23 protein-coding genes are annotated in these 23,258 nt (G+C 61.4%); 12 read left to right on the forward strand and 11 right to left on the reverse strand.

From position 1 onward, the window contains the following. The first annotated feature begins 11 nt into the window (after window positions 1-11). Entirely contained in the window at window positions 12-2,588 is a 2,577-nt protein-coding gene (gene cckA, locus A3A9_RS0111095; protein WP_027058853.1) for a cell cycle histidine kinase CckA, read from the forward strand. Between the two features lie 44 nt (window positions 2,589-2,632). Here the strand turns inward: cckA and A3A9_RS0111100 are convergent, their stop codons facing one another. Beyond that, window positions 2,633-2,938 carry a ribbon-helix-helix domain-containing protein gene (locus A3A9_RS0111100; RefSeq protein ID WP_027058854.1) on the reverse strand — a complete coding sequence of 102 codons (306 nt, stop codon included), beginning with the start codon at window positions 2,936-2,938 and terminating at the stop codon, window positions 2,633-2,635. A gap of 232 nt (window positions 2,939-3,170) precedes the next feature. Here A3A9_RS0111100 and A3A9_RS0111105 point away from each other — a divergent pair, with 232 nt between their 5' ends. The 3 genes from A3A9_RS0111105 (at window position 3,171) to A3A9_RS0111115 (ending at window position 5,801) form a co-directional block, all read left to right on the forward strand. After that, window positions 3,171-3,566, forward strand: coding sequence for a VOC family protein (locus tag A3A9_RS0111105; RefSeq protein ID WP_027058855.1), 396 nt, complete (start codon window positions 3,171-3,173; stop codon window positions 3,564-3,566). A gap of 83 nt (window positions 3,567-3,649) precedes the next feature. After that, window positions 3,650-4,180, forward strand: a complete 531-nt coding sequence (locus tag A3A9_RS0111110) for a hypothetical protein (RefSeq protein WP_027058856.1) — start codon at window positions 3,650-3,652, stop codon at window positions 4,178-4,180. Window positions 4,181-4,229: 49 nt separating this feature from the next. After that, complete coding sequence (locus A3A9_RS0111115; RefSeq protein ID WP_027058857.1) at window positions 4,230-5,801, forward strand: GMC family oxidoreductase; 1,572 nt, start codon at window positions 4,230-4,232, stop codon at window positions 5,799-5,801. 122 nt (window positions 5,802-5,923) lie between these two features. On the opposite strand, the gene A3A9_RS0111120 is transcribed toward A3A9_RS0111115, so the two are convergent. Beyond that, complete coding sequence (locus A3A9_RS0111120) at window positions 5,924-6,331, reverse strand: hypothetical protein (RefSeq protein ID WP_027058858.1); 408 nt, start codon at window positions 6,329-6,331, stop codon at window positions 5,924-5,926. A gap of 343 nt (window positions 6,332-6,674) precedes the next feature. Between A3A9_RS0111120 and urtA the strand changes: the two genes are divergently transcribed. From urtA to A3A9_RS45145, 6 genes are all read left to right on the forward strand, one after another. Further along, window positions 6,675-7,955 carry an urea ABC transporter substrate-binding protein gene (gene urtA / locus A3A9_RS0111125; protein ID WP_245279013.1) on the forward strand — a complete coding sequence of 427 codons (1,281 nt, stop codon included), beginning with the start codon at window positions 6,675-6,677 and terminating at the stop codon, window positions 7,953-7,955. Between the two features lie 108 nt (window positions 7,956-8,063). Beyond that, entirely contained in the window at window positions 8,064-9,680 is a 1,617-nt protein-coding gene (urtB, locus tag A3A9_RS0111130; protein WP_027058860.1) for an urea ABC transporter permease subunit UrtB, read from the forward strand. After that, the gene (gene urtC / locus A3A9_RS0111135) at window positions 9,677-10,912 is read left to right on the forward strand and encodes an urea ABC transporter permease subunit UrtC (protein ID WP_027058861.1); all 1,236 of its coding nucleotides are present in this window, start codon (window positions 9,677-9,679) and stop codon (window positions 10,910-10,912) included. The genes urtB and urtC overlap by 4 nt, the downstream gene beginning before the upstream one ends. Window positions 10,913-10,918: 6 nt before the next feature. Further along, window positions 10,919-11,665: an urea ABC transporter ATP-binding protein UrtD gene (gene urtD, locus A3A9_RS0111140; protein WP_027058862.1), complete on the forward strand. Its 747-nt coding sequence runs from the start codon at window positions 10,919-10,921 to the stop codon at window positions 11,663-11,665. A gap of 69 nt (window positions 11,666-11,734) precedes the next feature. After that, a complete protein-coding gene (gene urtE, locus A3A9_RS0111145) occupies window positions 11,735-12,430 on the forward strand; it encodes an urea ABC transporter ATP-binding subunit UrtE (protein WP_013895283.1) in 696 nt (231 codons plus the stop codon). 261 nt (window positions 12,431-12,691) lie between these two features. Next, window positions 12,692-12,868: a hypothetical protein gene (locus tag A3A9_RS45145; protein WP_080680721.1), complete on the forward strand. Its 177-nt coding sequence runs from the start codon at window positions 12,692-12,694 to the stop codon at window positions 12,866-12,868. Between the two features lie 43 nt (window positions 12,869-12,911). Here the strand turns inward: A3A9_RS45145 and A3A9_RS0111155 are convergent, their stop codons facing one another. The 8 genes from A3A9_RS0111155 to A3A9_RS0111195 all read right to left on the reverse strand — a co-directional run bounded on the left by A3A9_RS0111155 (window position 12,912) and on the right by A3A9_RS0111195 (window position 21,149). Continuing rightward, window positions 12,912-14,060 (reverse strand): GGDEF domain-containing protein, encoded by a 1,149-nt coding sequence (locus A3A9_RS0111155; protein ID WP_027058863.1) that lies wholly within the window; start codon window positions 14,058-14,060, stop codon window positions 12,912-12,914. A 182-nt stretch (window positions 14,061-14,242) separates the two neighbouring features. Then, window positions 14,243-15,049 carry a DUF72 domain-containing protein gene (locus A3A9_RS0111160; RefSeq protein ID WP_027058864.1) on the reverse strand — a complete coding sequence of 269 codons (807 nt, stop codon included), beginning with the start codon at window positions 15,047-15,049 and terminating at the stop codon, window positions 14,243-14,245. A 270-nt stretch (window positions 15,050-15,319) separates the two neighbouring features. Continuing rightward, window positions 15,320-15,730 carry a DUF302 domain-containing protein gene (locus tag A3A9_RS0111170; protein ID WP_033838492.1) on the reverse strand — a complete coding sequence of 137 codons (411 nt, stop codon included), beginning with the start codon at window positions 15,728-15,730 and terminating at the stop codon, window positions 15,320-15,322. Beyond that, entirely contained in the window at window positions 15,730-18,651 is a 2,922-nt protein-coding gene (gene uvrA / locus A3A9_RS0111175; protein WP_027058867.1) for an excinuclease ABC subunit UvrA, read from the reverse strand. Before uvrA ends, A3A9_RS0111170 begins: the two co-directional genes overlap by 1 nt. A 699-nt stretch (window positions 18,652-19,350) precedes the next feature. Continuing rightward, on the reverse strand, window positions 19,351-19,650 hold the full coding sequence (locus A3A9_RS0111180) for a hypothetical protein (RefSeq protein ID WP_027058868.1): 300 nt from the start codon (window positions 19,648-19,650) through the stop codon (window positions 19,351-19,353). Between the two features lie 90 nt (window positions 19,651-19,740). Continuing rightward, the gene (locus A3A9_RS0111185) at window positions 19,741-20,346 is read right to left on the reverse strand and encodes an ATP-dependent Clp protease proteolytic subunit (RefSeq protein ID WP_027044626.1); all 606 of its coding nucleotides are present in this window, start codon (window positions 20,344-20,346) and stop codon (window positions 19,741-19,743) included. 21 nt (window positions 20,347-20,367) lie between these two features. Beyond that, entirely contained in the window at window positions 20,368-20,838 is a 471-nt protein-coding gene (locus A3A9_RS0111190) for an SRPBCC family protein (protein ID WP_027058869.1), read from the reverse strand. Further along, entirely contained in the window at window positions 20,835-21,149 is a 315-nt protein-coding gene (locus A3A9_RS0111195; protein WP_027058870.1) for an ArsR/SmtB family transcription factor, read from the reverse strand. The genes A3A9_RS0111190 and A3A9_RS0111195 overlap by 4 nt, the downstream gene beginning before the upstream one ends. A 226-nt stretch (window positions 21,150-21,375) precedes the next feature. Here A3A9_RS0111195 and A3A9_RS0111200 point away from each other — a divergent pair, with 226 nt between their 5' ends. Then, the gene (locus A3A9_RS0111200) at window positions 21,376-21,897 is read left to right on the forward strand and encodes a single-stranded DNA-binding protein (RefSeq protein ID WP_027058871.1); all 522 of its coding nucleotides are present in this window, start codon (window positions 21,376-21,378) and stop codon (window positions 21,895-21,897) included. Between the two features lie 119 nt (window positions 21,898-22,016). Then, the gene (locus tag A3A9_RS0111205) at window positions 22,017-22,442 is read left to right on the forward strand and encodes an OsmC family protein (protein WP_027058872.1); all 426 of its coding nucleotides are present in this window, start codon (window positions 22,017-22,019) and stop codon (window positions 22,440-22,442) included. Between the two features lie 26 nt (window positions 22,443-22,468). On the opposite strand, the gene A3A9_RS0111210 is transcribed toward A3A9_RS0111205, so the two are convergent. Then, complete coding sequence (locus A3A9_RS0111210; RefSeq protein WP_027058873.1) at window positions 22,469-23,098, reverse strand: MarC family protein; 630 nt, start codon at window positions 23,096-23,098, stop codon at window positions 22,469-22,471. Window positions 23,099-23,258: the final 160 nt, after the last annotated feature.

The following is a 23,258-nucleotide window of genomic DNA, read 5'->3' on the forward strand; positions in this document are numbered from 1 at the left end:
GCAGGGGGCATATGGCCAAGGAAGCGCGCGGCGATTTCTATCCGGTACCGATCGTCGACCAGAATACGCGACCGGGCGCGGTCACCCGGCTCATCATCTTCATCGTCGTCCTGACGGGCGCCGCGATCGTCTTTGGCCTGTTCCGCGAGCGCCTCGGCGATCCCTTCCTGCTCGGCATGCTCGGCGTGCTGGCGATGATCGGTGTCGGCTTCCTGTTCGCGACCGCGATTGGCTTCGTACAGGTCACGCCGCGCTCGACCGGCGATGAACTGTCCAAGGCATTCGTCGATTCGATGGGCCAAGGCCTGCTGGTCACGGACACCAAGGGCCGCGTCGTCTACGCCAACCGGGCCTATGCCGACATGACCGGAGCCTCCTCGGCCGCCGACCTCAAGACGGTCGAAGGGCTGCTTTCGGATGTTCCCGAGGCCTCGGTGACCATCTATCGGCTGGCATCCGGCCTGCGTGATGGCCAACCGGGCGACGGCGAGTTCCGGCTGGCGCAATCGATCCGGCCCGGCGCCGAACCGGGGGCCCGATGGTACAGGGCACGCGCCCGTGCCTTCAGCGTTCCGGCCCAGCGGCTGCCGATGCTGGCCTGGCAGCTCTCCGACATTTCGCAGGAACGGGCCGAGCAGGAGCGTTTCTTCCTCGACCTGCAGAAGGCCATCGATCATCTCGATCACGCCCCGGCCGGTTTCTTTTCCGCCGACCAGGACGGCCGTGTCACCTACATCAACGCCACGCTGGCGGAATGGCTGGGCATCGATCTCGCTTCCTTCACGCCTGGCGCCGTGACCTTGCCCGATATCGTTGCCGGTGATGGCATGGCGCTGGTGCGCTCGGTCAAGGCCGATCCCGGCACGACACGCAATGCGGTCATCGATCTCGACCTGACCACCATGACGGGGGAAGCGCTGCCGGTGCGCTTCATGCATCGCGTTTCAGCCAGCCGCGAAGGTATCGGCGGCCCGACACGCACGATCGTGCTCAACCGCACGCAGGGCGAGGACGCCTCGGCCGATCTGCGCGCTTCGGAAGTGCGCTTCACCCGCTTCTTCAATTCGACGCCGATGGCGATCGCGGGTGTCGATGCCAGTGGGCGCATCCTGCGTACCAACGCGCCATTCCTGTCGCTGTTTTCCTCGGTCGTCGACCGGGACGCCGTCGATCGCCGGGTGCGTCTCGATACAGTGCTTCACGAACGCGACCGACCGACCTTTGCAATTGCGTTCGAAAAGGCGAGGCAGCGGCAGGCTGACATCGAACCGATCGACACGCTGCTGCCTGGCAACGACGACCGGCACATCCGTTTCTACGTCAACGCCGTCGCCGACGGCACCGGCGGCGAGGGCGCCGAGGAATCGGCCATCGTCTATGCCGTCGAGACGACCGAGCAGAAGGCGCTCGAAGGGCAAATGGCGCAAAGCCAGAAGATGCAGGCGGTCGGCCAGCTCGCCGGCGGCATCGCCCACGACTTCAACAACGTGCTGACCGCCATCATCATGGCCTCGGACTTGCTCTTGACCAATCATCGACCGTCGGATCCATCCTTCCCCGACATCATGAACATCAAGCAGAATGCCAATCGGGCGGCCTCGCTGGTGCGGCAGTTGCTGGCCTTCTCGCGCAAGCAGACGTTGCGTCCGGAAGTGCTCAACCTCACCGACGTGCTGGCCGATCTCAGGATGCTGCTCGCCCGCCTGGTCGGCAACGACATCAAGCTGAAGGTCGATCATGGCCGCGACCTGTGGCCGGTCAAGGTCGATATCGGCCAGTTCGAGCAAGTGGTGGTCAACCTGGCCGTCAACGCGCGCGATGCGATGCCAACCGGCGGGGACATCACCGTGCGGACCCGCAACGTGACCGCCGAGGAATGCAAGACCTTCCCTTACCGCGAACTCACCGCGGCCGATTATGTCGTTGTCGAAGTCGAGGACACCGGCAGTGGCATCGCGCCTGATGTGCTGAAGAAGATCTTCGAGCCGTTCTTTACCACCAAGGAGGTCGGCAAGGGCACGGGCCTTGGTCTGTCCATGGTCTACGGCATCATCAAGCAGACCGGCGGTTTCATTTTCTGCGATTCCGAGGTCGGCAAGGGATCGACCTTCCGCATCTTCCTGCCGCGTCATATCGCCGAAGCGAAAAAGGCGGCCGAACCCGGTGACACACCGGCAGCCGTGCCGGTCAAACCGGTCGATAGCACCAAGGACCTGTCCGGGTCAGCAACGGTGCTGCTGGTCGAGGATGAGGATGCCGTGCGTATGGGCGGCATGCGGGCGCTGGTGTCGCGCGGCTATACCGTGCATGAAGCGTCCTCGGGTGTCGAAGCGCTGGAAGTGTTCGAAGCCCTTGGCGGCAAGGTCGATATCGTCGTTTCCGACGTGGTGATGCCGGAGATGGATGGGCCGACCCTGCTTGGCGAGTTGCGCAAGCGCCAGCCGGACATCAAGTTCGTCTTCGTATCAGGCTATGCCGAGGACGCGTTCGCCAGGAACCTGCCGGCCGATGCGCATTTCGGTTTCCTGCCGAAGCCGTTCTCGCTCAAGCAACTGGCGACGATCGTCAAGGATGTGCTGGAGTCCTAGAGCAGTTCACCGTTTCACGGAAACGGCGGATGCTCTCCAGACAATCAGGCGGCCCGCCGCTTCGGCACCATCTGCTCGTCCATGTCTGGCCGGTGGCCGCGCAGGTAGAGCGCGCAGGTGGTGCGCAGCATCGATGCGAAGTTCGGAATGGCGCCATTGATCTCGATCGCTTCGTCGTAGAGCTTCGAAATGAACTTGGGCGTGGTCAAACCCTGGCTGTCCGCGATCTCGTCGAGCAGCGCCCAGAACGTGGCTTCGAGCTGGATGCTGGTCGAGTGCCCGTCGATACGGATCGACCGGTTGATCTGACGATAGCCTTCGGGATCCTGGCCCGCAAATACCCTGCACATCCGACAAACCTCCCATGCTCGTTGGTCTTGGGTGGATGGACCGCATTGCATTCGCTGCAGCGCAAACCATCCCCGGTATCACCTTCCGGCAAAAAAGCCGTGACGGCAATCGGACTTTCGTCCGTATCGCATTTCGCGGAATAATTCACGCTTTTGGGCGTGGTAACCGGCTGCCACCATCTTTTCCGCGTGCCGCTCATAATCGGTTCCACACATCACTGCGGAGACTGATTTGGCGAAGGCGATTCATTCCATGATCCGGGTTCTCGAGGAGGCCCGATCCGTTGATTTTTACAGAAACGCTTTTGGGCTCGATATCGCCGACAGGCTGGACTTCGAGACCTTCACACTCATCTATCTCAGCAACGCCGAGACAGGGTTCGAACTTGAACTGACCGTGAACAAGGGCCGGAGCGAGCCTTACGGACTTGGCGACGGTTACGGCCATCTCGCGGTCTCGGTCGCCGACCTCGACACTGAACACGACCGTATCGGTGCGCTCGGCCTCAACCCGAAGAAGATCGTCGAGTTCAACCGTGACGGTACGCTCATCGCCCGCTTTTTCTTCATCGAGGACCCCGACGGCTACAAGATCGAGGTCCTGCAGCGTGGAGGACGCTTCCAATAGGGGGATTATTCGGCCGTGCCCATCGGCGCGGACGCCAGCAACGGCACTCCTAGGGGTGCAAATAGCAAGCAGGGAGGAAACAAATGGTCACGATCTATGACGGGAAGCCTGGACTTTCGCGTCGTGAACTTCTCAAGCGCGGTAGCATCGGTGCGCTGCTCGTCATCTCCGGCAGCGCCGTCATCAACCCGGAACAGGCCTGGGGGCTGGAAACCTCAACGCTGAAGCCCGAGACGATGGCGACGCTGATCCAGGTGGCGCGCGATATCTACCCGCACGACCAGGTGCCGGACAAATATTACGCCATCGCTGTCAAAGGTCATGACGAGACAGCCGCCAAGGATCCGGCCCACAAGGAGCTGATCGAGAAGGGAATTGCCGAACTCGACAAGAAGGCCGGCAAGGGTGGTTATCGCGGGCTCGGCTGGGAGGAGCAGCGTGTGGCGCTGCTCACCGAGATAGAGAAGACGCCCTTCTTCCAGACGGTTCGTGGCGGCCTGGTGGTGAGCCTCTACAACCAGCAGGAGGTGTGGCCGATCTTCGGCTACGAGGGCGAGTCCTACTCCAAGGGTGGCTATATCGCGCGCGGTTTCAGCGACATCGAGTGGCTCTGAGCCTCGATCGTTCCAGTAACCCGCAAACAGGAATTCATGGGAGGAAACCATGGCAGCTTCATTTGATCTGAAAAACGATGGTGTGGTCGTCATCATCGGCTCGGGCGCCGGCGGTGGCACGCTCGGCAACGAACTGGCGCAGAAAGGCGTCGACGTCGTTATCCTCGAGGCCGGCGCGCGCCACGAATATGAAGACTTCATCAACGATGAGTGGGGTTCGTTCGCCCAGCTGGCGTGGACGGACAAGCGCACGACGTCCGGCGACTGGCGCGTGGCCAAGGATTTCCCGAACCTGCCGGCCTGGATCGTCAAATCGGTCGGCGGTTCGACCACGCACTGGGCGGGCGCCTCGCTGCGCTTCCAGGAGCATGAGTTCAAGACAGCGTCGACCTATGGCAAGCTGGAAGGCGCGAACCTTTTGGACTGGCCGGTCACGCTGGCCGAAATGGAGCCGTACTACGCCAAGGCGGAAGCCAAGATGGGTGTGACCGGAACCAATGGCTGGCCGCGATTGCCGGGCAACAACAACTTCAAAGTGCTGAAGGCCGGCGCCGACAAGCTCGGCTACAAGGAATGCCACACCGGCAACATGGCGATCAATTCGGTCGAGCGCGACGACCGCAACTCCTGCCAGCAGACAGGCTTCTGCTTCCAGGGCTGCAAATGGGGCGCCAAATGGTCGACGCTCTACACCGAAATCCCCAAGGGTGAAGCGACAGGCCATCTCGAAGTCCGGCCGAACTCTATGGTGATCAAGATCAACCATGATGCCTCAGGCAAGGTGACCGGTGTCGTCTACGCCGACAAGGACGGCAAGCTGCAAGAGCAGAAAGCCCGCATCGTTGCCGTTGCCGGCAATTCCATCGAGAGCCCGCGCCTGCTGCTGAATTCGCAGTCGGCCAAGTTCCCGCACGGCCTCGCCAATTCGTCGGGGCAGGTGGGCAAGAACTACATGCGCCACACCACCGGCTCGGTCTATGCCATCTTCGACAAGCCTGTGCACATGTACCGCGGCACCACCATGGCCGGCATCATCCGCGACGAGGCGCGCCATGATCCATCGCGCGGTTTTGTCGGCGGCTACGAGTTCGAGACGCTGTCGCTCGGCCTGCCGTTCATGGCCGCCTTCCTCAATCCAGGCGGCTGGGGACGCTCCTTCACCACGGCGCTCGACCACTACGACCACATGGCCGGCCTGTGGATCGTCGGCGAGGACATGCCGCGCGAGGAAAACCGCATCACCTTGCACAAGGATGAGAAGGACGCGCATGGCATGCCGATTGCCGACGTGCATTTCGACGACCACCCCAACGACACGGCGATGCGCGACCATGCCTACAAGCAGGCCACGGCGCTTTACGATGCGGTTGGCGCCACACGCACCTTCCCGACGCCACCCTATCCCTCGACCCACAATCTCGGCACAAACCGAATGAGCGAGAAGGCGCAGGACGGCGTCGTCAACAAGCATGGCCAGACGCACGACATCAAGAACCTGTTCGTGTCGGACGGCAGCCAGTTCACGACTGGCGCGGCCGAAAACCCGACCCTGACCATCGTGTCTCTGGCGATCCGCCAGGCGGAGTACATCGCGTCGCAAATGTCGGCAAAGACGATCTAACCACCTCCCAAACCTCCAGGCGGAACGCGAAAAACGCGTTCCGCCTTTTTGTTGGCAGCAGGCGCCAACCGGCTGCCCGTGCTTGCTGCCTACAGAGCCGGTGGTTGCGGCCCGACAAGCATCTATTGAGCGATGCTCCGGGTGCAGGTCGAGGCGGTGAAGGCGCCGTCGGGCTGTTTCATGATGATGTCGAAGGAGGGCGGGTTCTGGCCATCCAGCGTTGCCTGGGTCATCGACAGCGCGTTGCCACCGGCGGTGTAGCCACCGAGCGGTCCGAGCCACGAGATCACGCCGTTTGCATCCATCTGATAATTGTAAGCCTGCAAGGCGGCCCCGAATGTGACTGGGCCGGTGTAGACATTTCCCTTGATGGTGATGTCGCCGAGGTTGAGGAACATGCCGAGCAGGTAGACTTCGCAGTGATAGGTGCCGTCTGGCATTTTGCCGTCGCTGAAGTCGGCCCGTGCGGCACCGGTCGCTGCCGTCAGAAGCGCCATGCCGATAAAGATGCGTGAAATCAGGGAAGCCATGACGTCGCCCGGTTGGAGGGGGAGCTTGCCCTATTTACGCGCTGTGCCGCAACATCCGCTGTTTGCGATTTGGCTGTCGGGATCAAAATATAGGCACACGGCCAATTTGGGCGAAAATTAGGCAATTGCCTTTTTGCGCTGCGCAAATTTCCCTCAACCAATTGTTAACCGGCTTTCTTACATTTACGCAAACTAATATAATAACCGCTTGAGAATGTTAGGATATTTTGCCTTTTAAACATCGCCCGAGCAGTTGGCATGGGGGTTGCATTGCATTGTTGCGGTGCAATCAACCAGCTTGGGAGTCTTCGGTATGAGGGGTAGTTTCTCTACAATAACAAAAATGTTTTCGGCAAGCGTGGTCGCTGCCGGCCTGCTGATGTCCGCACCCGCCAGGGCGGCCGAGGACACGATCAAGGTTGGCATTCTGCATTCGCTTTCGGGGACCATGGCGATTTCGGAGACGACGCTGAAGGACGCCATGCTGATGCTCATCGAGCAACAGAACGCCAAGGGCGGCCTGCTCGGCAAGAAGCTGGAGGCCGTGGTCGTCGATCCGGCTTCCAACTGGCCGCTGTTCGCTGAAAAGGCGCGCGAGCTGATTTCAAAGGACAAGGTGGCGGCGGTGTTCGGCTGCTGGACCTCGGTGTCGCGCAAATCGGTGCTGCCGGTGTTCTCTGAACTCGACAACATCCTGTTCTATCCCGTCCAGTATGAGGGGGAGGAAAGCGAACGCAACGTGTTCTATACGGGCGCGGCTCCAAACCAGCAGGCCATTCCGGCCGTTGACTATCTGATGAGCAAGGACGGCGGCTCGGTGAAGCGCTGGGTGCTGGAAGGCACCGACTACGTCTATCCGCGCACCACCAACAAGATCCTCGAAGCCTATCTGAAGTCGAAGGGGGTTCCCGCTGAAGACATCATGACCAACTACACGCCGTTCGGCTTCTCGGACTGGCAAACCGAAGTCTCGGCGATCAAGAAGTTCGGTTCTGCCGGCAAGAAGACCGCTGTCGTCTCGACCGTCAATGGTGACGCCAATGTGCCGTTCTACAAGGAACTCGGCAACCAGGGCATCAAGGCCGAGGACATCCCGGTCATGGCCTTCTCCGTTGGTGAGGAAGAGCTGGCCGGTCTCGACACCAAGCCGCTGGTCGGCCATCTCGCAGCCTGGAACTATTTCGAGAGCGTCAACACGCCCGAGAACAAGAAGTTCATCGCCGACTGGCACAAGTTCATCAAGAACAACAAGCGCACCACCAACGACCCGATGGAAGCCCACTATATCGGCTTCAACATGTGGGTGAAGGCGGTTGAAAAGGCCGGCACCACCGATCCGGACAAGGTCATCGATGCCATGATCGGCGTTTCGGTGCCGAACCTGACCGGCGGCTATGCGACGATGATGCCGAACCACCACATCACCAAGCCGGTGCTGATCGGTGAAATCCAGGCCAACGGCCAGTTCCAGACGGTCTCGAAGACGCCGGGTCTGGTGATGGGCGACGAATGGTCCGACTATCTGCCCGACTCCAAGGACCTGATCTCCGATTGGCGCGCGCCGCTCAGCTGCGGCAACTTCAACGTCAAAACCGGCAAGTGCGGCGGCAAGGGCACCAACTGATCCTCCCCGGGCTTGGACCTTGAGGTCCATGCCCAAGACCGCGTGCGTCCGGACGGTTTCCTCCACCGTCCGGACGCCCATTCAACCTTCAAGGGTCACCAAAAACCGATGAAGATTTTCCATGCGATGGGCCTGACGCTCTTGTTCCTGCTGGCGACGCTGTCGTCTTCGGGCGCTGCGGAAGCCGATCTGCGTGCAATCATCGCCAAATTCGCGACAGCGGCGGACTTTTCCGAGACGGGAGCTATCGTTCTTGAGCTGACAGCCACAGGCGATCCGGCTGTCGAACGGTCGCTTGCTGCATTGGCGGACGGCAATCTTTACATTCGCGCGGCCGACTCGATGGTGTTTGTCGGCAAGGAAGGCAGCGACAGCATCCAGCTTTTCGACCCGATCAGCGGCGAGGCCGCAGGCGAGGCTTCCGCGGATGACTTAACCCAGATCGGCGTCAACAACACCTTACGCCGCACCGTCCGCGATGCATTGGGCACGTTGACGCTTGGCTCCAAGGATCCGACTGTCCGCATCGCCGCCGCCGACACCATGTTCAAGACACCTGATGCCGCCAACATCGGGCCGCTCGACGCAGCGATCGCCGGTGAAAGCGTGGCGAGCGTCAAAGCTTTGCTGGAGCAGGCGCGTGCTGCTTCCATACTGGTTTCAGACAAGCCCGAAGCAGACAAGCTCGCCGCGATCGCCCTGATTGGTGCGCGTGGTGACCGCAACGCGGTTTCGCTGCTCACCTCCGTCGAGGCCAACGCCTCTGGAGCAGTCAAGGAAGCGGCGACGGCCGCAATCGCGAGCATCAATTCGACGCTGGCTTTCTGGGATGCCGGCCAGAACATCTGGTACGGCATTTCACTGGGCTCGGTGCTGCTGCTGGCGGCAATCGGCCTTGCCATCACCTTTGGCGTTATGGGCGTCATCAACATGGCGCATGGCGAGATGGTCATGCTCGGCGCTTACACGACCTTCGTTGTGCAGCAGGTGATCCGCACCTCATATCCCGGCCTGTTCGACTGGTCGCTGGTCATCGCTCTGCCACTGGCCTTTCTGGTCGCCGCACTTGTCGGCCTGGTCATCGAGCGTGGCGTCATCCGCTTCCTTTATGGTCGGCCGCTGGAAACGCTGCTGGCGACCTGGGGCGTCTCGTTGATCCTGCAGCAAGCGGTGCGCTCGATCTTCGGACCGACCAACCAGGAAGTCGGCAACCCCTCGTGGATGTCGGGTTCGTTCAATGTCGGACAGCTTGCCGTCACCTGGAACCGGCTCTGGATCCTGGTCTTTGCGCTTACCGTCTTTGGCGTGCTGCTCTACGTGATGAAGCGCACGCCCTGGGGGTTGCAGATGCGCGCCGTAACCGCCAACCGGCGCATGGCAGCCTCGATGGGCATCAGGACGCCATGGGTCGACGCGCTGACCTTTGCGCTGGGATCCGGCATTGCCGGTATCGCCGGTGTCGCGCTCAGCCAGATCGACAATGTCTCGCCCAATCTCGGCCGCGGCTACATCATCGACAGTTTCATGGTCGTCGTCTTCGGCGGCGTCGGCAATCTTTGGGGCACACTGGTCGGTGCCTTTTCGCTCGGCATCGTCAACAAAGTTCTTGAGCCCTATGCTGGCGCCGTGCTCGGCAAGATCGTCGTGCTGGTGCTGATCATCCTGTTCATCCAGAAGCGTCCGCGCGGCCTGTTCGCGCTCAAGGGCAGGGCGGTGGAAGCATGATCACGGGGCGCTTCTTTGCCGCCGGCGCGGACCGCCGCATCGCCATCACCATCTTCCTCCTGCTGGCGGTGGCCATCATCGTGCCGGTGCTCAACCTGGCTGTTGCGCCGACCAGCACCTTCTACATCCCGTCCTATATCGTAGCGCTGACCGGCAAATATCTCTGCTATGCGCTGCTTGCCTTGGCGCTCGATCTTGTCTGGGGCTATTGCGGCATCCTCTCGCTCGGCCATGGCGCCTTCTTCGCGCTCGGCGGCTATGCGATGGGCATGTATCTGATGCGCCAGATCGGCTCGCGCGGCGTCTATGGCAATCCGGTCCTGCCTGATTTCATGGTGTTCCTGAACTACAAGGAATTGCCCTGGTTCTGGACCGGGTTCGATCATTTCTGGTTCGCCGCGATCATGGTGCTGGCGGTGCCAGGCCTGCTCGCTTTCGTCTTCGGCTGGTTCGCTTTCCGCAGCCGCGTCACAGGCGTTTATCTCTCGATTATCACCCAGGCGATGACCTATGCGCTGCTGCTGGCCTTCTTCCGCAACGACATGGGGTTCGGTGGCAATAACGGCCTGACCGATTTCAAGGATATTCTGGGCTTCAACGTGCAGGCTGACGCGACGCGCTCGGCCCTTTTCGCCGCAAGCGCTGTGATGCTCGCATTTGCGGTGTTCGTCACATGGGCGATCGTCGGTTCCAAATACGGCAAGCTGCTGATGGCGGTTCGTGACGCCGAGAGCCGCACGCGTTTCCTCGGCTGGCGCGCGGAGAACGTGAAATTGTTTGCCTTTACCGTGTCGGCCGTCATGGCCGGCATTGCCGGCGCGCTCTACGTGCCGCAGGTCGGTATCATCAATCCCGGCGAATTCGAACCGTCCAATTCGATCGAGGTGGTGATCTGGGCGGCCGTCGGCGGGCGCGGCACCATTGTCGGGCCGATCATCGGCGCGCTGCTCGTCAATGCCGGGAAGTCCTGGTTCACCGGCTTGCTGCCGGAACTATGGCTGTTTGCGCTGGGCGGCCTGTTCGTTGCCGTCACGCTGTTCTTGCCGAAGGGCGTTATCGGCATGTGGGATTCCTGGCGCGGCAATGCCAAGGCGTTGCGCGCGGCCTCCGTCGCTGAAGAAGCCGGCACCGAGGTTGGAGTGGCGCACGCGACCTCGAAGCCCGCTCGCTCGCCGGCGAGAAATCCAGGCGAATGGTCCTGGTCCGACCCTGAACCGCAGGCGGCGGAGTAAGCGACCATGAGCAAGTCGAACACCATCCTCTATCTCGACGGCGTCTCGGTCTCCTTCGACGGTTTCCGCGCCATCAACAATCTGTCGCTGGTGCTCGACAAGGGCGAGATGCGCGCCATCATCGGCCCCAACGGCGCCGGCAAGACGACGATGATGGACATCGTTACCGGCAAGACCCGGCCGGACCAGGGCGAGGTGTTCTTCGACGGCCAGATCGATCTCACCAAGCATGACGAGGCCGAGATCGCCATGATGGGCATCGGCCGCAAATTCCAGAAGCCGACGGTGTTCGAAAGCCACACGATCGAGGAGAATCTGATGCTGGCGCTGAAGGGACCGCGTTCGATCTTCCCGGCGCTGTTCCACCGCCGCTCGGCTGCCGAGGCGCGGCAGATCGATGACATTCTTGGCATCATAAGGCTTGGTGCTAAGCGTTACGACCTAGCGGCCAATCTCAGCCACGGCCAAAAACAGTGGCTCGAAATCGGCATGCTGCTCGCGCAGGACCCCAAGCTGCTCCTGGTCGACGAGCCGGTCGCCGGCATGACCGATGCCGAGACCGAGGAGACCGCGCGGCTGCTCAAGGACATTGCGCGGGACCATTCGGTCATCGTCGTCGAGCACGACATGCATTTCGTGCGCGAACTCGACGTCAAGGTCACCTGCCTGCATGAGGGCTCGGTGCTCTCCGAAGGCACACTCGATTTCGTATCGGCCGACGAGCGCGTCGTCGAAGTCTATCTGGGGAGATGAGCATGGTGTGGCGTGTGCAGTTCCATCGCTTCGATCTGTCTTTCCTCCGCTTCTGGAAAAGGCGCTGACATGCTCGAAGTTTCCAACGCCACGCTCCACTACGGTGCGGCCCAGGCGCTGCGCGGCGTGTCGCTGAAGGCGGGCGCGGGCAAGATCACCTGCGTGCTCGGCCGCAACGGCGTCGGCAAGACCAGTTTGATGAGATCGATCGTCGGCCACCACCGGCTGACGAGCGGAAGCGTTGCCTTCGAGGGGAAGGCGCTCGACCGGAGCGCGGCGTATGATCGCGCCCGGTCGGGCATCGCATTCGTGCCGCAGGGCAGGGAGATCTTTCCCCTGCTCACGGTGCGCGAAAACCTCGAGTCGGGCTTTGCTCCGTTGAAGCGTGCCGACCGCAATGTGCCGGCGCACGTCTTCGAACTGTTTCCGGTGCTGAAGCAGATGCTCGGCCGTCGCGGCGGTGATCTCTCCGGCGGCCAGCAGCAGCAGCTCGCCATCGGCAGGGCGTTGGTGATGCGGCCGAAACTTCTGGTGCTGGATGAGCCGACGGAAGGCATCCAGCCATCGATCATCAAGGATATCGGCCGGGCCATCCGCTATCTACGTGATCAGGCCGGCATTGCCGTGCTGCTGGTCGAACAGTATCTGGATTTCTGCCGTGAACTGGCCGACGAGGTCAACATCATGGATCGTGGCCAGATCGTCCATACCGGCCCTGCGGAAGATTTAGACCGCGCTGATGTTCGGAAGTTCCTTACTGTCTAGAATCGGTTCTGGACTTCCGGTGACGGTCCGAGGCTCTTGGCAAGTTCAATATTTCTTCCGTCCGTCATCCGTGTCTCTGGCACGTGCAATATCGCGTGCTAGTCTTTTCTTGGCTTTGTGAGTCGGCCGCTTCCGTATCAGTCTGGTTTATCGCAGATCGAGGCGCGGCCTGGGCAAGTTCCACGCAAGCAAGGCTTCCTAGCTTCCCTCCTGCGATCTCTGTCGTTCAACGCGTTTGAGCACACAGGCCAAGGGACAGCCATGGAACGTTACGTCGAAGACTACCAGAAGCGGCGGCTTACCGAACGCGTCGACATCATCGCAGCCATCAATATCTTGAGGTCACAGGGCTGCGATTACGATGATCTGATCGATGAGATCACCAAGGTGTTTTATGTCGACCTTGATGCCTTCAACGAGATCGTCATGGCGGCATAGAGCCGCTATCCAACAATCACTGGCGCGGCATCGATACGCGCGGTCAGCCAGCGCGTCGCAATGGAGAGGCGGTGACGCGGTTGCGGCCGCCACGTTTGGCATCGTAGAGCGCCTTGTCGGCGGCGCTGAGCACCTTGTCGAAGCTGAGGCCCTCTTTGCTGCCAAACGCAAACCCGGCACTGACCGTGCACGTCAGGGAGCCGGTTTCGGTCTCTATCAGGCGCGTCGCGAAAGCGGTCCGGATGCGTTCTGCTGCTTCCTCAACCGTTTGCGGCAGGGTGCGCTTCAACACCAGTGCGAATTCCTCGCCGCCCATGCGCGCGGCGACGTCGGTCTGGCGAAGATTGCCGGCAAGCTCGCTCGCAAACACCTTCAGCACCTCGTCGCCGGCCGCGTGGCCGAATTCGTCGTTGATGGCTTTGAAATTGTCGAGGTCGAAGACGACTACCGCGGTGAAGGCGCCGACCGGGACATGGCCATGCACGTCGAACAGCGCGCGCCGGTTGAGCAGGCCGGTCAGGGGATCGGTCAAGGCGTTGCGGCGGTGGTGCCTGGCTAGACGCCCCTGGTTGAGAGCAAGCGACAGGGCGCCAATACCCGTCATGCTGGCGATAACCACGATGAGGCTCAGCTCCTCGGCCCAGTTGCTGGGTGCGTGGCCGAGAATCAGTTTTCCATCCCAGGCAAGAACCATGGCGCAGAGCGCGAAGGAGGTGGCCGTCGCCGAATAGAGCGCGGTGATGCCGATGGTCAGGGCAGGAGCCTCGTCGCGGCCTCTCCAGTATTCGAGCGCCGTCGCAAACAGCAGCAAGGCGGCGAACATGTTCTCGAACATGAAGCCAAGGCCATCATAGCCCAAAGCCATGGCAGGCAGCGCCACCACCAGCGAAACGCAGCCCAGCATCGCCCGCGGCAGCGGCGAGCCACCGGTTCGGAACTGGTAGGCCGCACCCAGCATGGTTGAGAAACCGAGCAGCAACAAAGCAAGCGTGGCTATGCCGAGCAGGCGCCCCGGCATGTCGATATAGGCGTCATAGACAAAGATATCGCCGACCACGAACACCAGGCTGATCGCCCATGTCAGCAAGAATTTTTCCGAGCGGGCGGTCAGCCACATGCCGAACAATGTCAGGCTGAGGCACGCGGCGGAGAACCCGACAGCCAGCAGAAGTGAAGTGTAGTCGAGCGACATGCCCCTATTTCCCTGCCGGCGGCGGCTCCAGCTCTGTGGCTTCGCGTCGCCGTATTCATGCAGGAAGGAAGTGTCGATAAGGTTACGATGGTGGCGAAGATGCCACGAATAGCGCCTCTACTACACGTAAAACGCGTATGTGGCTCGCGCATAGCATGTAGCCGGATACAGATCGATGCTCGTCAATCGGCCACGCGTTTCATCAGCGCCATCGCTCCGAACGGCGCGCGCACCTTGCCCTCGGTGATGAAGTAGACGAACACGTCGCGTGGCTGCACCGGTGCGTCGGTGGCTGGATCGGCGCGCCGCAGATCGGTTGGCTGCTTGCCTTCCGCCCAGGTTTTTACACGCGCCGCCCATTCATCGAGACCCTTTGGCGTGTAACAATCGGGATTGTCGTCCGAGCCGGTCTGCAAGCGCGCGTAGATGAAATCACCGGTCACGTCGGCGATATCGGGATATTTGGCATGGTCGGCATAGACGATCGCCGCCTTGTATTTGCGGGCAAGTGCCGCGAATTCCGGCACGATGAAGCTATCGTTGCGCACTTCGAGCGCGTGGCGCAGCGCGACGCCATCCTGCTTTTCCGGCAGCAGTTTCAAAAAGGCTTCGAAATCGTCGGGATCGAATTTCTTGGTCGGCGCGAACTGCCACAGGATCGGCCCGAGCTTGTCGCCGAGTGCTACAACGCCAGAGCCGAGGAAGCGCATCATCGATTCACCGGCTTCGCTCAGCACGCGCCGGTTGGTGACGAAACGATTGCCCTTCAGCGAATAGACAAAACCGTCCGGCGATTCAGCTGCCCATTTGAGGAAAGTCGGCTCCTTGAAGCTGGAATAATAGGTGCCGTTCACCTCGATGCTGGGCACCTGCCGGCTGGCATATTGCAGCTGCTTGGCCTTCGACAACTTGTCCGGATAGAAGGACGTGTCCCAGGGCTCGAAGGTCCAGCCGCCCATGCCGGAGCGGATTGTTCCCGATTTGCTCATTGTTGTCCTCCCGAATTGAGAAAAAATCAGGCTGTCGTGCTCTCGTTGACCGCCTTCGCCATATCATCGCGTGATCCTCATGCCGCACCAGTGTGAGCAGGCCGGCAAGCGCGCCGTCATCCTCCAAAAGCCAGACTTCGCCATGCTCGATGCGCGGCGCATAGTCCTCGGTAACCGGGATCGGCGGTGCGTCGAGTATAGCGTCATAGGGAGCGTAGGCCGCTTCGGTCAGCGCGACGATCGCGGCGAGATCTTCGGAGCGGGCAAGCCTCATGATTGATCCATTTCAGCGGCAGCGGCGATCACCTTTTCCATGCCGGCGGCAATGGCCGAGACCGCGGCACGGCTGGCGTTGCCCAGGCCATGGCGCTCGGCGATCCAGTCCGCATCATTGTAGGAAAGCCAGATCTTGCCTTGTTCATCCTCCCAGGCCAGCGCCTTCACCGGCAGGTCAATGCCTGCAAGCTGCCTGTCCTGCATCAGCGGCGTGCCACCTTTGGGGTTGCCGAAGATCAGCAGCTCGGTCGGCCGCAGCCACGCGCCGACATCGCGCGCGCCGGCTGCATGATCGATGCGGGCAAACACAAGCAGCCCCGCGCGTTTCACCACCTCAACCAGGCGGTCGATGGTTTCGGTCACGCCAAAACGGCTTTCGACCGTAATGAGACCATCCTCAGCCATCACTCCGCCGCTTCGCGCTTGCCTCCGGGGCGTCGCTCCAGCAGCTCCTTGAGGAACTGGCCGGTGTAGCTGCGCTTTTCGCGCACGATCGCTTCCGGTGTGCCCTGGGCAACCAGTTCGCCGCCGCCATCGCCACCTTCGGGGCCAAGATCAAGCACCCAGTCGGCGGTCTTGATCACTTCAAGATTGTGCTCGATGACGACTACAGTGTTGCCCTGGTCGACCAGTTCGTGCAGCACTTCCAATAGCTTGGCGACGTCGTGGAAATGCAGGCCGGTGGTGGGCTCGTCGAGGATGTAGAGCGTCTTGCCGGTCGCCTTGCGCGACAATTCCTTGGCAAGCTTGATGCGCTGCGCTTCGCCGCCCGACAGCGTCGTCGCCTGCTGGCCGATATGGATGTAGCCCAGCCCAACCTGCTTCAGCGTCTCCAGCTTGTCGCGCACGCCGGGCACGGCGGCGAAGAAATCGACGCCTTCCTCGACCGTCATGTCGAGCACGTCGGCGATCGACTTGCCCTTGAACAGCACGTCGAGCGTCTCTCTGTTGTAGCGCTTGCCGTGGCAGACATCGCAGGTGACGTAGACGTCTGGCAGGAAGTGCATCTCGATCTTGATGACGCCGTCGCCCTGGCAGGCCTCGCAGCGGCCGCCCTTGACGTTGAACGAGAAACGCCCGGGCTGATAGCCGCGCGCCTTGGCTTCGGGCAGGCCTGCGAACCAGTCGCGGATCGGCGTGAAGGCGCCGGTGTAGGTGGCGGGGTTCGAACGCGGCGTGCGGCCGATCGGCGACTGGTCGATGTCGATGACCTTGTCGAGGAATTCCAGGCCGTCGATGCGGTCATGCTCGGCCGGATGCTCGCGCGAACCCATGATGCGGCGCGAGGCCGCCTTGAACAGTGTCTCGATGAGGAATGTCGACTTGCCGCCGCCCGACACGCCGGTGACGGCGGTGAAGGTGCCAAGCGGGATTTCGGCGGTGACATTCTTCAGATTGTTGCCGCGCGCGCCGACAACCTTCAGCCGCCGGCCCTTCTTTGCCTCACGCCGGACACCGGGTGTCGCCACTTCGAGTGCTCCCGACAGATATTTGCCGGTGATCGAATTGGGGTTGGCCATCACCTGCTGCGGCGTGCCCTGGGCGATGATCTCGCCGCCATGGATACCGGCGGCCGGGCCCATGTCGACGACATAGTCAGCGTGCAGGATGGCGTCCTCATCGTGTTCGACGACGATCACCGTGTTGCCGATGTCGCGCAAATGCTTGAGCGTATCGAGCAGGCGCGCATTGTCGCGCTGATGCAGGCCGATCGACGGCTCGTCCAGCACATAGAGAACGCCGGTCAGACCCGAACCGATCTGCGACGCCAGCCGGATGCGCTGGCTCTCGCCGCCCGACAGTGTGCCGGAATTGCGCGACAGCGTCAGATAGTCGAGCCCGACATCGTTGAGGAAGCGCAGGCGCTCGCGGATTTCCTTCAGCACGCGCACCGCGATCTCGTTCTGCTGGGCGTTGAGATGTGGCGGCAGGTCGGTGAACCACTGGTCGGCCTTGCGGATCGAAAGCTCGGTGACTTCGCCGATATGTTTGCCGGCGATTTTCACCGCCAGCGACTCGGGTTTCAGCCGGTAGCCCTTGCAGACGGGGCAGGGCGTCGCCGACATGAAGCGCTCGATCTCCTCGCGCATCCAGGCGGATTCCGTCTCTTTCCAGCGCCGTTCAAGATTGGGGATGACGCCTTCGAAGGTCTTGGTCGTCTTGTAGGAGCGCAGGCCGTCATCATACTGGAAGGTGAGTTCGCGCTCGCCGGTGCCGCGCAGGATCGCGTCCTGGGCTTCCGTGCTCAAATCCTTGAACTTATCGCCGAGCTTGAAATTGTAAGCCTTGCCCAATGCCTCGAGCGTCTGCACGTAATAGGGCGAACTCGACTTCGCCCACGGGCTGACCGCGCCGTCGCGCAGTGATGCGTTCTCGTCAGGCACGACAAGATTGGGATCGATAGCACGCTGGCTGCCCAGACCATCACAGGTCGGGCAAGCGCCGAACGGGTTGTTGAAGGAAAACAGCCGCGGTTCGATCTCCGGAATGGTGAAGCCGGACACCGGGCAAGCGAATTTTTCCGAGAACAGGATGCGCTCATGCGTCTCGTTCTTCGACTTGTTGACTGAATCCTCGCCGGTCTGGCTGGAATCGAGCGGCTTGTCGGCGAACTCGGCCACCGCCAGCCCTTCGGCGAGCTTCAGCGCCGTTTCGATGGAGTCTGCAAGCCTTGTCGCCAGATCGCCGCGCACGACGATGCGGTCAACGACGACGTCGAGATCATGTTTGTACTTCTTGTCCAGCGCAGGAACATCGGCGATTTCGTAAAAGACGCCGTCGACCTTGACGCGCTGAAACCCCTTCTTCTGCAGTTCGAGCAATTCCTTGCGGTACTCGCCCTTACGGCCGCGCACGATCGGCGCCAGGATGAACAGGCGCGTGCCTTCCTCGACTGCCAGCACGCGGTCGACCATCTGCGAAACCGTCTGGCTCTCGATCGGCAGGCCGGTGGCCGGCGAATAGGGGATGCCGACACGCGCGAACAGCAGGCGCATATAGTCGTAGATTTCGGTGACGGTGCCGACCGTCGAGCGCGGGTTCTTCGATGTGGTCTTCTGCTCGATGGAGATGGCAGGCGACAGGCCGTCGATCTGGTCGACATCAGGCTTCTGCATCATTTCGAGGAATTGCCGGGCGTAAGCCGACAAGCTCTCGACATAACGGCGCTGGCCTTCGGCGTAGATGGTGTCGAAGGCGAGGGACGATTTGCCGGAGCCCGACAGGCCGGTCATGACGATAAGGCTGTCACGCGGCAGGTCGAGATCGACGTTCTTGAGATTGTGTTCGCGCGCCCCGCGAATGGAAAGATACTTATGGTCGGCCATCGCCGGTCGCCGCCTCAAATCTGGAATTCGTGGGATTGGCGGGTTTTTCCCGGCCATCCCCTATGTAGGTGTTTTTGCCGCCACGTCGAGAGACGCCACAATTCTCGACGAATTCGTTTAACCGTCTTTCGCGCGAGGGGGCAAGCGGAAAGAACAAAGGCCGAACACGCTCCTGACAAATCCTATGTACCAGCCCGGCTCCGTTATGCGTCCCGCGATCACTTTTTTCCGTAACCGGCTATTGAAGGTTGACGTCTCCGAATCAGGGGAGCAGACTCCTGAAGTCAAACGAAGTCGGCCGTCTTTTGATGGCCTCGCCGCCCAGGGGGCGGTCTGCGAGACGCCGCAGGCATCTGCGATTTGTGCTTCGGGACGACACTATCGCAACGGACAGAGGAGCGGGGCCATGACGCCACCTGACAGTCCCCTAGGGTTCCAGGTATCACTGGAGCCGCGGCAGGCATAAGTGCCAGGGCCGAGCGTTTGCGCCGCCCGACAAACCGTGACCTGCCGTATCCCCCAAAAATCAGAGACTGCTAGTCGGATCGTCGGCTGATGCCGCGAAGCATCCGAAATCAAACGCCGGCAGTACACTCCCGGCAAAAGTGGATTTGATATCCAGAAAAGCCCCGTCCGTTTGCCTAGGCACGGCGGGGCTGTTTTTTGCGCGGAGCCTGGGCTAACCGCGACGCGGTTACCCTACCTTGGTGGTTTGATCCCGCCGGTGGCGACATCGAGGGTTATGCTGCCGCCGATCCTGACATCAGTATTGCCGATCTTGAACGTACCGTTGCCGTCAGCGGGCAGCGCATCGTCGGGCTCGGGCTGTGGCGCCGGCTTGGCGATGCGATAGTCGCCACTCACGCCCGGCAGGGTGCTTTTCTGCGTCGATGATGACGCGTCCTCGGCGAGTGCCGTGCCGGACACGAGGCCGGCGATAGCCAGCACTGCAGCAGCGACAACACGGTGCGATGTTCTGGGCGGATGCGTGTCGGTCATGCCGGGATTATAGGGACGTGCCGCTAAGGGAACCAGCCCGGCGTCCTCAAATCTTTGACACCCGGTGGGGAATTCGATCCTGCCTTGCCTTCACGCAGCCTTTTTGCGGGTGTCGAAGACGTGGTCAACGATGCCCCATGCCTGGGCCTCGCGGGCGGTCATGAAATGGTCGCGGTCGAGCGTGCGTTCGACCTCCTCATAGCTGCGGCCGCAATGCTGCGCGTAGAGTTCGGCCATATGGCGTTTGGTCTTGCCAATGCGCTCGGCGTGGCGCTGGATGTCGGAGGCCTGACCCTGGAAGCCGCCGAGCGGCTGGTGCAGCAGGATTGTGGCGTTGGGCAGCGCAATGCGCCGCCCCGCCGTGCCGGCCATCAGCAGGAACGACCCCATCGACGCGGCAAACCCCATGCATACGGTCGACACCGGGCAACTGATATATTGCATTGTGTCGTAGATGGCGAAGCCACTGGTCACCACGCCGCCCGGCGAGTTGATGTAGAGCGATATCTCCTTGTCGGGATTGTCCGACTCCAGCGACAGAAGCTGCGCGCAGACAAGGGCTGAGACATCGTCGTTGATCTCGCCGTTGATGAAGACGATACGCTCGCGCAGCAGCCGCGAGAAAATGTCAAAAGCGCGTTCGCCGCGGCTCGATTGCTCGATCACCATCGGCACCAGACTGGCAATACCGCTCATTTTTTGTCTCCGATTCCGTGTTCAGGCCGCGCGCAGCAGAAGGTGCGGTGTGTTGGCGGCGATGGGCTTTCTAGTACCCCTCAAACCCAGCGAGAGCCGGCAGCCGGCGCCCGCCATGGCAACAGCAGGCATCGCTTTCCCAGCAAAGCCGTCATGGACAATGCGCAGATGCGTGCCGCCGGAAACGGTGCGGGCGAGTGTGAAGGTAACGGTGCTGTCGAGCGGGTCCTGTCGCGACGCATCGCGTGGTTGCTCGCGCCAGGAATAGCGCAGCAGGCGCTCCGGCTCGGCCGCGAGGATTTCGCATTTGATCGCGGCGTCCGGTCCGGCAAAGGCAAAATGGCTGCCGGTCTGCGGGCTGATGTCGTTCGGCATCATCCAGGCGGCCAGCAGTTCCGGCACGGTCAGTGCCCGCCATACCTTTTCCGGTGGTTCGGCGAGATCATATTCGAACTCCAGCGCATCCTCGGCGATTTCGTTTTTGCTATTCATTGATCCATGTCCTTCAAAACCGTCTTCAGCCTTTCGATGCGCTCCGGCCAGAAGGTCCGGTAGCGGTCGATCCAGGAGAGCAAGGGAGCAAGTCCCTGCGGATCGGCGCGATAGTAGGCGTTGCGGCCGGCCCGCCGCTCGACCACCAGGCCGGCGCCACGCAGCACCGCCAGATGCTGCGATACGGCCGGCTGTGATACTGTCAGGCCGTTGCGCAATTCCGACACGCTCATCTCGGCTGTGGCGAGACGCTCAAAGACGGCGCGGCGCGTTGGGTCGGCCAGGGCGCGGAAAATCTCTGCTTCGATCATCGCAAAAGCATAAGTCGATACTTATTGATTTGGCAAGCGCTGTTTTGAGACCCATATGATGGCTTCGGCCATTGCTGCCATTCCTTGACAATCAGTGGTCATGCATATAGGAACGAAAAGGGAACAAAAACCTTGTGGGAAAAGCCAGCCTTAGCAGGCGGTGACTGTCGGCAAGCTGTAAGGTGCTGCGACAAAAATTTGTTTCGGATGAGCGCGGAGAAAAATCATGGCGGGTAGCGTCAACAAGGTCATTCTGGTCGGCAATCTCGGCGCCGACCCTGAAATCCGCCGCCTGAACTCGGGCGAGCCGGTCGTCAACATCCGCATCGCCACGTCGGAAAGCTGGCGCGACAAGAATTCCGGCGAGCGCAAGGAAAAGACAGAGTGGCACAATGTCGTCATCTTCAATGAGGGCATCGCCAAGGTGGCCGAGCAGTATCTGAAGAAGGGCATGAAGGTCTATGTCGAGGGCCAGCTGCAGACGCGTAAATGGCAGGACCAGACCGGTGCCGACAAGTACACGACGGAAGTCGTGCTGCAGAAATTCCGCGGCGAGCTGCAGATGCTCGACGCGCGCGGCCAGGGCGAGGGCGGCCAGGTCGGCGGCTATGCCGGTGGCGGCAGCAGCCGTGGTTCCGATTTCGGCCAGTCCAGCCCGAGCGAAAGCTTCAACCGTGGCGGCGGCAGCGCTCCAAGGGGCGGCGGTGGCGGTTCGTCACGCGAGCTGGACGACGAGATCCCGTTCTGATTGCAAGCAAATACCAAACGGCTGACGCCGTGGGATCGATACGCCCCGAGAGTCCTGCATGGACTTTCGGGGTTTTGCATTGTTGATTTGGGATCAAAAGGACTGAAAGGACGAGTTAGATGAAGGCACGGGTAAAATGGGTCGAAGAGCGCACCTTCGTCGGCGAATCCGGCAGTGGCCACAAGATCGTGCTCGGCACAGCCTCCAGCCCTGATGGCAAGACGCCGGGGCCAAGCCCGATGGAACTGATGCTGATCGGCACCGGCGGCTGTTCGGCCTATGATGTCGTCCATATCCTCGAGAAGGGCCGCGAGGCGGTCGAGGACTGCGTCGTTGAACTCGATGCCGATCGGGCCGAGACCGATCCAAAGGTGTTCACACGCATCCACATGCATTTCATCGTCAAGGGCCGGGCGCTGTCGTCGGACAAGGTCAAGCGGGCGATCGACCTGTCGATCGAAAAATACTGCTCCGCCTCCGCCATGATGGCCAAGACGGCCACGATCACGCATGATTTTGAAGTGATTGATACGGCAGGGCAGTAGGGCAGTAGGGCAGTAGGGACTGCTGTTCACCCCGCCATCAGTGCTTTGATGCCGTCGGCGACGAATTGCACCGCCAGTGCCGCCAGGATGACGCCGAGCAGCCGGGTCAGGATCGAGCGGCCGGTCTGGCCGAGGATGCGGTCGATGCGTTCCGACAGCACGAACACCAGATAGGTGATGGCGAGGCAGACGAAGATGATGCCGACCAGTGCGGCCTGCGCGGCAAAACCCTGAAACGAGCCGGAGAGCAGCACCGTCGCCGAAATGGCGCCGGGACCGGCGATCAGCGGGATCGCCAGCGGGAAGGCGGCGATGTTGTGGATCATGTCCTTGGTGATGGCGACGTCGCCGATCTTTTCCTTGCGGTCCTGGCGGCGCTCGAACACCATTTCGAAGGCGATGAAGAACAGCAGAAATCCACCGGCGACGCGGAAGGCCGGCAAGGTGATGCCGAACACCGACAGGATCGAGGCGCCGGCAACAGCAAACAGCGCCATCACCAGGAAGCCGATGATCGAAGCGCGCACCGAAACCTGACGGCGCTCGTCGCGGTTCATGCCGCGTGTCACGGCGAGAAACAGCGGCGCCAGCCCGGGCGGATCAATGGTCACCAGAATGGTGACGAAGGCATTGAACAGGCTGTCGAAACTCGGCATCGCTGACCCCTCCCACCGGGCCGAGCCCGTACCACGGTATTGGTAGAGCAAAGCGGGAGCACTGAAAACAGGCTCTGGCCGTGAAATGCCAGGCTCAGCCTTTATGCTGGTGGGACAGCGCGAAGGATCGTTACCTACCATTTCGATAGACCTTTCAAAA

Source organism: Mesorhizobium loti CJ3sym (assembly GCF_000472785.1).
GTDB lineage: Bacteria > Pseudomonadota > Alphaproteobacteria > Rhizobiales > Rhizobiaceae > Mesorhizobium > Mesorhizobium loti_E.

Bases quoted from the DNA above. Each gene is read 5' to 3' on its own strand.
- cckA (WP_027058853.1), top strand. From the start codon at position 12: ATGGCCAAGGAAGCGCGCGGCGATTTCTATCCGGTACCGATCGTCGAC.
- A3A9_RS0111100 (WP_027058854.1), bottom strand. From the start codon at position 2,938: ATGTGCAGGGTATTTGCGGGCCAGGATCCCGAAGGCTATCGTCAGATC.
- A3A9_RS0111110 (WP_027058856.1), top strand. From the start codon at position 3,650: ATGGTCACGATCTATGACGGGAAGCCTGGACTTTCGCGTCGTGAACTT.
- A3A9_RS0111115 (WP_027058857.1), top strand. From the start codon at position 4,230: ATGGCAGCTTCATTTGATCTGAAAAACGATGGTGTGGTCGTCATCATC.
- A3A9_RS0111120 (WP_027058858.1), bottom strand. From the start codon at position 6,331: ATGGCTTCCCTGATTTCACGCATCTTTATCGGCATGGCGCTTCTGACG.
- urtA (WP_245279013.1), top strand. From the start codon at position 6,675: ATGTTTTCGGCAAGCGTGGTCGCTGCCGGCCTGCTGATGTCCGCACCC.
- urtB (WP_027058860.1), top strand. From the start codon at position 8,064: ATGAAGATTTTCCATGCGATGGGCCTGACGCTCTTGTTCCTGCTGGCG.
- urtC (WP_027058861.1), top strand. From the start codon at position 9,677: ATGATCACGGGGCGCTTCTTTGCCGCCGGCGCGGACCGCCGCATCGCC.
- urtD (WP_027058862.1), top strand. From the start codon at position 10,919: ATGAGCAAGTCGAACACCATCCTCTATCTCGACGGCGTCTCGGTCTCC.
- urtE (WP_013895283.1), top strand. From the start codon at position 11,735: ATGCTCGAAGTTTCCAACGCCACGCTCCACTACGGTGCGGCCCAGGCG.
- A3A9_RS45145 (WP_080680721.1), top strand. From the start codon at position 12,692: ATGGAACGTTACGTCGAAGACTACCAGAAGCGGCGGCTTACCGAACGC.
- A3A9_RS0111155 (WP_027058863.1), bottom strand. From the start codon at position 14,060: ATGTCGCTCGACTACACTTCACTTCTGCTGGCTGTCGGGTTCTCCGCC.
- A3A9_RS0111160 (WP_027058864.1), bottom strand. From the start codon at position 15,049: ATGAGCAAATCGGGAACAATCCGCTCCGGCATGGGCGGCTGGACCTTC.
- A3A9_RS0111170 (WP_033838492.1), bottom strand. From the start codon at position 15,730: ATGGCTGAGGATGGTCTCATTACGGTCGAAAGCCGTTTTGGCGTGACC.
- uvrA (WP_027058867.1), bottom strand. From the start codon at position 18,651: ATGGCCGACCATAAGTATCTTTCCATTCGCGGGGCGCGCGAACACAAT.
- A3A9_RS0111180 (WP_027058868.1), bottom strand. From the start codon at position 19,650: ATGACCGACACGCATCCGCCCAGAACATCGCACCGTGTTGTCGCTGCT.
- A3A9_RS0111185 (WP_027044626.1), bottom strand. From the start codon at position 20,346: ATGAGCGGTATTGCCAGTCTGGTGCCGATGGTGATCGAGCAATCGAGC.
- A3A9_RS0111190 (WP_027058869.1), bottom strand. From the start codon at position 20,838: ATGAATAGCAAAAACGAAATCGCCGAGGATGCGCTGGAGTTCGAATAT.
- A3A9_RS0111195 (WP_027058870.1), bottom strand. From the start codon at position 21,149: ATGATCGAAGCAGAGATTTTCCGCGCCCTGGCCGACCCAACGCGCCGC.
- A3A9_RS0111200 (WP_027058871.1), top strand. From the start codon at position 21,376: ATGGCGGGTAGCGTCAACAAGGTCATTCTGGTCGGCAATCTCGGCGCC.
- A3A9_RS0111205 (WP_027058872.1), top strand. From the start codon at position 22,017: ATGAAGGCACGGGTAAAATGGGTCGAAGAGCGCACCTTCGTCGGCGAA.
- A3A9_RS0111210 (WP_027058873.1), bottom strand. From the start codon at position 23,098: ATGCCGAGTTTCGACAGCCTGTTCAATGCCTTCGTCACCATTCTGGTG.